The 8,317-nt window shown below is 73.5% G+C and carries 9 protein-coding genes and 1 riboswitch; of the genes, 4 read left to right on the plus strand and 5 right to left on the minus strand.

The features are described from left to right. Window positions 1-2: 2 nt before the first annotated feature. Genes ACZ470_RS36360 through ACZ470_RS36380 form a run of 5 tightly spaced genes read right to left on the minus strand, consistent with a single transcriptional unit; the run spans window position 3 to window position 5,097 of the window. The gene (locus ACZ470_RS36360) at window positions 3-662 is read right to left on the minus strand and encodes an ABC transporter ATP-binding protein (RefSeq protein WP_468434220.1); all 660 of its coding nucleotides are present in this window, start codon (window positions 660-662) and stop codon (window positions 3-5) included. Next, window positions 655-1,632: an ABC transporter ATP-binding protein gene (locus tag ACZ470_RS36365; RefSeq protein WP_468434221.1), complete on the minus strand. Its 978-nt coding sequence runs from the start codon at window positions 1,630-1,632 to the stop codon at window positions 655-657. Before ACZ470_RS36365 ends, ACZ470_RS36360 begins: the two co-directional genes overlap by 8 nt. Continuing rightward, the gene (locus tag ACZ470_RS36370) at window positions 1,629-2,516 is read right to left on the minus strand and encodes an ABC transporter permease (protein WP_468434222.1); all 888 of its coding nucleotides are present in this window, start codon (window positions 2,514-2,516) and stop codon (window positions 1,629-1,631) included. The genes ACZ470_RS36365 and ACZ470_RS36370 overlap by 4 nt, the downstream gene beginning before the upstream one ends. 5 nt (window positions 2,517-2,521) lie before the next feature. Next, window positions 2,522-3,490 carry an ABC transporter permease gene (locus ACZ470_RS36375; RefSeq protein ID WP_468434229.1) on the minus strand — a complete coding sequence of 323 codons (969 nt, stop codon included), beginning with the start codon at window positions 3,488-3,490 and terminating at the stop codon, window positions 2,522-2,524. A gap of 20 nt (window positions 3,491-3,510) precedes the next feature. Next, window positions 3,511-5,097: an ABC transporter substrate-binding protein gene (locus tag ACZ470_RS36380; protein WP_468434223.1), complete on the minus strand. Its 1,587-nt coding sequence runs from the start codon at window positions 5,095-5,097 to the stop codon at window positions 3,511-3,513. Window positions 5,098-5,299: 202 nt separating this feature from the next. After that, window positions 5,300-5,482: riboswitch (cobalamin riboswitch) on the plus strand. A gap of 30 nt (window positions 5,483-5,512) precedes the next feature. Between ACZ470_RS36380 and ACZ470_RS36385 the strand changes: the two genes are divergently transcribed. The 4 genes from ACZ470_RS36385 to ACZ470_RS36400 are packed head-to-tail and all read left to right on the plus strand — an operon-like array spanning window position 5,513 to window position 8,183. Then, window positions 5,513-6,223 (plus strand): energy-coupling factor ABC transporter permease, encoded by a 711-nt coding sequence (locus ACZ470_RS36385; RefSeq protein WP_468434224.1) that lies wholly within the window; start codon window positions 5,513-5,515, stop codon window positions 6,221-6,223. Further along, entirely contained in the window at window positions 6,220-6,594 is a 375-nt protein-coding gene (locus ACZ470_RS36390; RefSeq protein WP_468434225.1) for an energy-coupling factor ABC transporter substrate-binding protein, read from the plus strand. The genes ACZ470_RS36385 and ACZ470_RS36390 overlap by 4 nt, the downstream gene beginning before the upstream one ends. A 6-nt stretch (window positions 6,595-6,600) precedes the next feature. Next, window positions 6,601-7,350, plus strand: coding sequence for a cobalt ECF transporter T component CbiQ (gene cbiQ / locus ACZ470_RS36395; RefSeq protein ID WP_468434226.1), 750 nt, complete (start codon window positions 6,601-6,603; stop codon window positions 7,348-7,350). After that, window positions 7,347-8,183, plus strand: a complete 837-nt coding sequence (locus ACZ470_RS36400) for an energy-coupling factor ABC transporter ATP-binding protein (RefSeq protein WP_468434227.1) — start codon at window positions 7,347-7,349, stop codon at window positions 8,181-8,183. The genes cbiQ and ACZ470_RS36400 overlap by 4 nt, the downstream gene beginning before the upstream one ends. Window positions 8,184-8,317 lie beyond the last annotated feature (134 nt).

Here is an 8,317-nt window from a genome sequence, read left to right on the forward strand (position 1 = left end):
CATCACCGTCCGACGACCGTCTCCCAGTGGACCGTGCGGTCGCACCAGCGGTTCAGGAGGGTGTGGTCGTGGCCCACCGACAGCAGGCCCGCGCCCGTCGCGGTGCGGTAGTCCTCGACCACGCCCACCAGCGCCGCCGTGGTCGACGCGTCCAGCATCGCGGTCATCTCGTCGCAGATGAGCCAGCGGGGGCGGAGCACCAGCGCGCGGGCCAGACAGGCGCGTTGGAGTTGCCCGTCGCTGACCTCGTGGGGGCGGCGGGTCAGCAGGTCGGGGGTCAGGCCGACGGTCTCGGCGAGTTCGGCCACGCGGCCGGGGACGGACGAACGGCGGCCGGTGGCCCGCAGCGGTTCCGCGATCAGGTCGGTGAGGCGCAGGCGGGGGTCGGCGGAGAGGCGGGGCTGCTGGAAGACGACGCCGAAGGCGGTGCGCTGCTCGCGGGGTGCCCGGTGGCGCCAGCGGCGTACGGGGGTGCCGTCGACGACGACTCCCCCGGAGTCCGGGCGGTGGAGGAGGGCGGCGACCCTCGCCAGGGTGGACTTCCCGCAGCCGCTCGGGCCGAGCAGGCCGACGGACTCGCCGGGGGAAACGGTCAGGGTCGCCTCCCGTACGACCGGGGCCCGGCGGTCGTATCCGGCGGTGACGGCGCGTAGTTCAAGCACGGATGTCCTCCGGGGCGGCCGCGGGGGCCGGGTGGTGGCAGGCGACCGAGTCGGTGAGGGGCGGGAGCGTCGCGCAGGTGTCGGTGGCCCGGTCGCAGCGGGCGGCGAAGGCGCAGCCCGGGGGCAGGTCGCCGAGTTCGGGGGGCATTCCGGGGATCGGGGTGAAGGCGCGGTCGGGGAGGGCGTCGAGGAGGCCCCGGCTGTAGGGGTGCCGGGGGCCGGGAGTGCCGAAGAAGGCCGCCGCGTCGGTGAGTTCGACGATGCGGCCCGCGTACATGACCGCCACCCGGTCGGCGACGCGTTCCGCCGCCGCCAGGTCGTGGGTGATCATCAACAGGGCCCGGTCGCCGTCGGCGTCGACATGGCGGCGGAGTTCGTCGACGGTGCGGTCGACCAGGTCGCGGTCGAGACCGGTGGTGGGTTCGTCGGCGAGGAGCAGGGGCGCGTCACCGACCAGGGCGAGGGCGGTGGCGGCGCGCTGGGCGAGGCCGCCGGAGAGTTCGTGCGGATGGCGGTCGAGATGGTCCGCCGGGAACGCGGCCCGCTCCGCGGCCCGTTCGGCGGCGGCGCGCAGCGCCGTACGGCCCCGCACACCGGTGAGCTGGGCGACCGTCTCCTCCACCTGGGAGCGGATGGTGCGTACGGGGGTGAGGTGTGCGGCGGGGCTCTGTGGGATGAGACCGATCCTGCGGCCCCGTACCGTGCGGGCGAGGGTGCGTTCGTCGGCGGCGAGCAGGTCGAGGTCGCCGAGGTGGGCGTGGCCGGCGGTCCGGGCGTTGGCCGGGAGGAGGCCGAGCAGGGCGGCGGCCAGGACGGACTTGCCGCAGCCGCTCTCGCCGATCAGGGCGACGCATTCGCCGGGCGCCACGTCGAAGTGGGCGTCGGTGACGGCGGCGATCCGCCGCCCGCCCGGCAGCAGGAACCGCACGGACAGGCCGCGCACCGACAGCACGGGGGATCGCTCGGTCACAGCGTCAGCTCCGATCGGCGGCGCGGATTGATCCGTTCCCGCCAGACACCGGCGAGGCCGGCGACGGCGAGGGTGGGGATGATCAGGAACAGGCCGGGGAAAAGGGTCGGCCACCACTGTCCGGCGAGGAGCGAGCCGCGGGCGCCCTGGATGAGCGTGCCGAGGCTGGCGGTGTGGGTGGGCAGGCCGAGGCCGAGGAAGGACAGGGCGGACTCGTGCCACATGGCGTGCGGCACCATCAGGACGGCGGCGAGCCCCGCCTGGGGCAGCACACCGGGCAGCAGATGCCGTACCGTCACCCGCCACCGTGAGGCGCCGCCGGAGACGGCCGCGTCGACGAAGGGGCGGGAGCGCAGCGAGAGGACCTCGGCGCGGACGATACGAGCGGTGGACAGCCAGTGGGTGACGGCGACGGAGATCACCACCGGCCAGACGCCCGGCCGGAACATGGCGACGACGAAGACGCCGAGCAGCAGGTGCGGGACCGAGGACAGGGTGTCGACCAGACGCATGACCGCGCGGTCCACCCAGCCGCCGAGCGCGCCCGCGGTGGCGCCGACGGCCGTACCGATGACGGTGGCGGTGAGCGCGGCCACCACACCGACCAGGAGGGAGACACGGAGGCCGTAGACGCAGCGCAGCAGCAGGTCGCGGCCCACGTCGTCGGTGCCGAAGGGGTGGGACCAGCTGGGTGGGAGGAGCTTGGCGGCGAGGTCGACGGCCTGCTGGTCGAGCCGGACCAGCGGCGGTACGAGCAGCACCGCCAGGACCGTCACGGCGACCAGGACGGCGGAGACGCGCAGCCGGAGGGCGTGGGTGGAGCGGCGGGCGGTGCCGTGCGTGCGCCACACCGTCTTCGTCACGGCGGTGGTGGTGTCAGCCATGTGGGTCACATCTCATTCAGCTTCACCCTCGGGTCGATCAGTCCGTAGAGCAGGTCGGCGAGCAGGTTTCCGGCGAGGACGGCGGCGGTGGCGAGGGTGGTGAGCGCGGCGAGCAGCGGGAAGTCGACGGCGGTGGCGGCCTCCACGGTCGCCGCCGCGATGCCCGGCCAGCTGAACACGGTCTCCACCAGCAGGGCGCCGGTGATGAGTTCGGGGACGCGGGAGCCGATCAGGGTGAGCACCGGCAGCAGTCCCGAGCGCAGGGCGTGGCCGAGCAGGACGGTGCGTTCGCTCAGGCCGCGGGCCCTGGCTCCGCGCACCGGGTCCTCCGCGAGGGCGTCGCCGACGCCCTGACGGACGTACAGCGTGAACCAGGGCAGTTGGGAGACGGCGAGGACGCCGGCGGGCAGGACCAGGTGGCTCGTGACCTGTCCGGCGGTGACGTGGTCGCTGCCCGTGTCGGTGAGGCCGCCGGCCGGGAGGACGTCCAGGTTCAGGGCGAACAGCCAGACGGCGAGCAGGGCGATCCAGAAGACCGGGGCGGCCTCCAGGGCGTACGCGAGGGAGGTGACCGCGCGGTCGAGGAGCGAGCCCGGCCGGCGGGCCGCGAGGACGCCGAGCACGGTGCCGAGCAGGACGGCGGCGGCGAACGCGACGGCGCACAGCAGGGCCGACCAGACCAGGCGTTCGCCGACGACCTCGGCCACGGGCTGACGCATCACGGTGGACTGGCCGAGGTCGCCGCCGAGGGCGGAGGTCAGCCAGTCCCACCAGCGGCTCGTGAACGGCCGGTCCACGCCGAGGTTCTCGCGCAGCCGGTCCAGGGTCTCCTGGTCGGCGCCGAGCGCGGCCGTGCCGGCGTACGCCTTGACGGGGTCGAAGGGGGAGGCGGCGGCGACGGCGAACACGCCGAAGGTGACGACGAGCAGCACGGGCACGGCGAACAGGGCCCGCCGTGCCACCAGCCGGGTCATCTCTCCCCAGGGGAGGGAGGTCATTTCTCGGTCTGCCAGTCCTCGACGTTCCACCAGGGGCCGCTGGCGAAGCCGTGCTCGTGCGGTTCGGTCTGGGTGGTGAGGTCCGACCAGCGGTCGGCGAGGACGTACATGTGGTCGATGTGGGTGAGGAAGGTGTAGCCGGGGTTCTCGACGAGTTCGCGCTGGAGGTCGTCGTAGGCGGCCTTGCGGTCCTCGGGGTCCTGGGTGCGGCGGCCGGTGTCCAGGGCCTCGTCCACGGCCGGGTTGTCGTACAGGGCCATGTTGTTGAAGCCGTCCCCGGCGAGGGAGGAGTGCAGCAGGGTGTAGAGGCCGAAGTCGGGATCGCCGGTGCTGCCGAAGCCGGCGAGGACGGCGTCGTGCTTCATCCGGGGTTCGATGACCTCCCAGGTGGCGCTCTCGACCCTGACGTCGATGCCGGCCTTCTTGGCGTCGGAGGCGTAGGCGAGGGCGTGGTCCTGGCGGACCTTGTCGCCGGAGGGGTAGTAGAGGGTGAAGCGGGCGGGGCGGCCGTCCTTGGCGCGGATGCCGCCCTTGCCGGGCTTCCAGCCCGCCCGGTCGAGGATGCGCCCGGCCTCGTCGAGGTTCCGGGGGCGTTCGATGCCCTTGGCGTACCAGGGGTCGTCGATGGGCAACGGGCCGTAGGCGGGGCGGCCGGCGCCGTCGAGGATCTTGTCGACCATGGCCTCGCGGTCCACGGCGAGGTCGAGGGCGCGGCGGATCGCGGTGTCGCCGGCGACCGGGTTGCCGGTGGGGAGGGTCACGGCGCGGAAGTCGTACGACGTCGCCCGGTACGTCCTCTTCCCGTCGTCGTCCTTGAAGGTGGCCGCGAGGTTGGGCGGGAGGGTCGCGCCGTCGAGGTCGCCGGAGCGCAGCCGGGTGGCGCGGACGTCGTCGTCGGCGATGATCGCCATGGTGAGCTTTTTCACCTTCGGGGCGCCGCCCCAGTAGTCCGGATTGGCCTTGAAGGTGAGCTTCTCGCCCTTGCTCCAGCCGGTGAGGACGTACGGTCCGGTGCCGACCGGCTTGGTGTTGAAGGAGCCGGTGTTGGGGTCCTGTTCGCCCGCGATGTGCTCGGGGACGACGGGCAGCACCGTGCGGGAGGCGAAGGCCGCGTAGGGGTGGTCGAGGGTGAAGACGACCTTGTCGTCGCCCTCCGCCCTGACCTCCTTGATGGCGTCGAGTTCGCTCTTGGCGGTGTTGTTGGTCCTCTCGTCCAGCACGGTGCGGTAGGTGAAGACCACGTCGTCGGCGGTGAGCGGCTCGCCGTCGCTGAACGTCACGCCGTCGCGCAGGGTGTACGTGTAGGTGCGGCCGCCGTCGGTGACCTCGGGGAGCGCCTTCGCCAGGGCCGGCTTCAGTTTCATGTCGGCGTCGTGGGCGAGGAGGCCGTCGAAGATCTTGGAGTTGCCGTCCTTGCCGTAACCCAGCAGCGGACTGAGGGTGTCCGGTTCGGACGGGACACCGATCACGACGGATTCGGCGGACGCTCCGCCGTCCGCGCCGCCCCCGCCCGGCGCCGAGCAGGCGGCGACCGCGCCGGCCATCGCGACCGCGGCGGCGGCCCGTATTCGTCGGGTCGTCATGGAACCTCACACCCCTGTTGCCTGAAAGTCGTTGTTGCATATTAATTGCAGCAAGGCTCTACCCATGACGCCGGCCCCTCACTCCCCCGTTCCGAGGGGCGGCGCCGCCCGTGTCAAGTGCTCAGGTGTGCGCCGGGGTGGGAGCTGCCGGGCGCCGTCCGAGCGCCCCCTGTGGCCGCTTGTCACCGGACCGGAACGGGCACTACTGTCACCACGCCTTGGTGACGGGAAATCGGTGCGATACCGGTGCGGCCCTCGCCACTGTGATCGGGAAGTCCGGCTCCGGCCCTCGCGGGCAGCCACTGGGTTCTTCGGGACCCGGGAAGGCGGAGCACGGGCGGTGGTACCCGTCAGCCAGGAGACCGGCCAAGGCGCGTCAACCATCCACGAGGTGCTGGAGAGGGTCTGCTGAGCCATGCACATAGCCGAGGGTTTTCTGCCACCGGCGCACGCGGTCGCCTGGGGCGTCGCGTCGGCGCCGTTCGTCGTCCACGGAGCCCGGTCGCTCATCCGTGAGGTCAGGGAACATCCCGAGAGCACGCTGCTGCTCGGCGCTTCGGGAGCGTTCACGTTCGTACTGTCCGCGCTCAAGCTGCCGTCGGTGACGGGGAGTTGCTCCCACCCGACCGGTACGGGGCTGGGCGCGATCCTGTTCCGCCCGCCGGCGATGGCCGTACTGGGCACCATCACCCTGCTGTTCCAGGCGCTGCTGCTCGCCCACGGCGGGCTGACCACCCTGGGCGCCAACGTCTTCTCGATGGCGGTCGTCGGCCCGTGGGCCGGGTACGGCGTCTACCGGCTGCTGCGCCGGTACGACGTGCCGCTGATGGTCGCGGTGTTCTCCGGCGCGTTCGTCGCCGACCTGTCGACGTACTGCGTGACGAGCGTGCAGCTGGCGCTCGCCTTCCCCGATCCGGGCAGTGGATTCCTGGGCGCGCTGGGGAAGTTCGGCTCCATCTTCGCCGTGACGCAGATCCCGCTCGCGGTGAGCGAGGGGCTGCTGACCGTGCTGGTGATGCGCATGCTGGTGCAGTCGAGCAGGGGTGAGCTGACCCGGCTCGGGGTGCTGGTGGCCTCGGCGGCCGGGCGGAAGACGGCGGACTCGGCCGGGGCGGTGGCCCGATGAGCCGTAACGCGAAGATCAACACGCTGCTGCTGGTGCTCGTGGCCGCGCTCGCGGTGATCCCCCTGGTGCTCGGGCTCGGCGACCACAAGGAGGAGCCGTTCACGGGCTCCGACGCCGAGGCGGAGACGGCGATCGCCGAGATCGACCCGGACTACGAGCCGTGGTTCGCGCCGCTGTACGAACCGCCGTCCGGGGAGATCGAGTCGGCGCTGTTCGCCCTTCAGGCGGCGCTCGGCGCGGGCGTCCTCGCGTACTACTTCGGGCTGCGGCGCGGGCGGCGGCAGGGCGAGGCGCGGGCACTCGCGGCGGCGGAGGCCGGTGACGAGGCCGGCGCCGGTGACGAAGCCGCTCCCGAACGACGACGGGTCTGACGGCCCGTGCTGCCGATCGACGCGGCGGCGCACAGCAGCCGCTGGCGCCGCCGTCATCCCGTGGACAAGGCCGTACTGGGGCTGGGCCTCACCGTGCTCGCCGTCTCGCTGCCCCCGTGGCCGGGCGCGGCCCTGGTGCTGCTGACCGCCCTCGTGGTGCTGCTCGGCCCGGCGGGCGTGCCGGGGCGGCGGCTGTGGCGCGCCTACCGGGTGCCGCTGGGCTTCTGCGTCACCGGGGCGCTGACGCTGCTGGTGCAGGTCGGCGGCCCGGACGGGTTCGTGTCCCCGGCCGAGGACGGGCCGCTGCGCGCCGGGGAGTTGCTGCTGCGCACGTCGGCGGCCTCCCTCGGGGTGCTGCTGTTCGCGTTCACCACCCCGATGTCCGATCTGCTGCCGCGCCTGGTGCGCGCCGGGGTGCCGGCGCCGCTGGTGGACGTGGCGCTGGTGACGTACCGGATGAGCTTCCTGCTGCTGGACTCGGTGCGCCGGATCCGCGAGGCGCAGGCGGCCCGGCTCGGGCACACCACCCGCGCGGCGGCCTGGCGCTCCCTCGGCGGGCTCGGCGCGACCGCGTTCGTCCGCTCCTTCGACCGGGCGGCGCGGCTCCAGACCGGGCTGGCCGGGCGGGGCTACGACGGCACCCTGCGCGTCCTGGTCCCCGAGGCCCGCGTCTCCGTCCGGTTCACGGTCGCGAGCGTGGCGCTCCTGGCGGCGCTGGCCGCCCTCACCCTCGTACTGGAAAGGCCACTGTCGTGAGCGAGTCCGTGCTGGTCGCCCTGCGGGGCGCGTCCTTCGCGTACGAGGACGGCCCGCCCGTGCTCACCCGCCTGGACTTCGAGGTGCGCGAGGGGCGCAAGCTGGCGCTGCTGGGGCGCAACGGCAGCGGCAAGACGACGCTGATGCGGCTGCTGAGCGGCGGACTGCGCCCGGACGACGGCGAGTTGACGGTGGCGGGCCGGGCGGTGCGGTACGACCGCAAGGGGCTGACGGCGCTGCGGACCACCGTGCAGCTGGTGGTGCAGGATCCCGACGACCAGTTGTTCGCCGCGTCCGTCGGTCAGGACGTGTCGTTCGGCCCGCTGAACCTCGGCCTGTCCGACGCGGAGGTGCGTGCCCGGGTGGCGGAGTCGCTCGCCGCCCTGGACATCACCGCGCTCGCCGACCGTCCCACGCACCTGCTCTCCTACGGGCAGCGCAAGCGGACGGCGATCGCGGGCGCGGTCGCCATGCGTCCCCGTGTCCTGATCCTGGACGAGCCGACGGCGGGCCTCGACCCCGACGGCCAGGAACGCCTGCTGACGACGCTCGACGGGCTGCGCGAGAGGGGCACGACGGTCGTCATGGCCACCCACGACGTGGACCTCGCCCTGCGCTGGGCCGACGACGCGGCCCTCCTCACCCCGTCGGGCGCCCGCACCGGCCCGGTGACCGACATGCTGGCCCGCACCGACCTCCTCGCGGCGGCGGGGCTGCGGCTGCCGTGGGGGGTGGCGGCGGCCCGGCTGTTGCGCGCGTACGGCCGGCTGCCGGACACCGGGACCGGTCCCCGCACGGCGGAGGAACTGGTCGCGGCCCTGACGGACGGATGAGCCGGGGTGGGGGGGGGGGGGGGGGGACCCCCCCCCCCCCCCCCCCCCCCCCCCCCAAAAAAAAAAAAGAGAAAAACCCCCCCCCCCCCCCCCCCCCCCCCCCCTGGTTGGCGGTGTTGGTCGGGAGAGGGCCC

This window comes from Streptomyces sp. NPDC031111 (assembly GCF_055570675.1).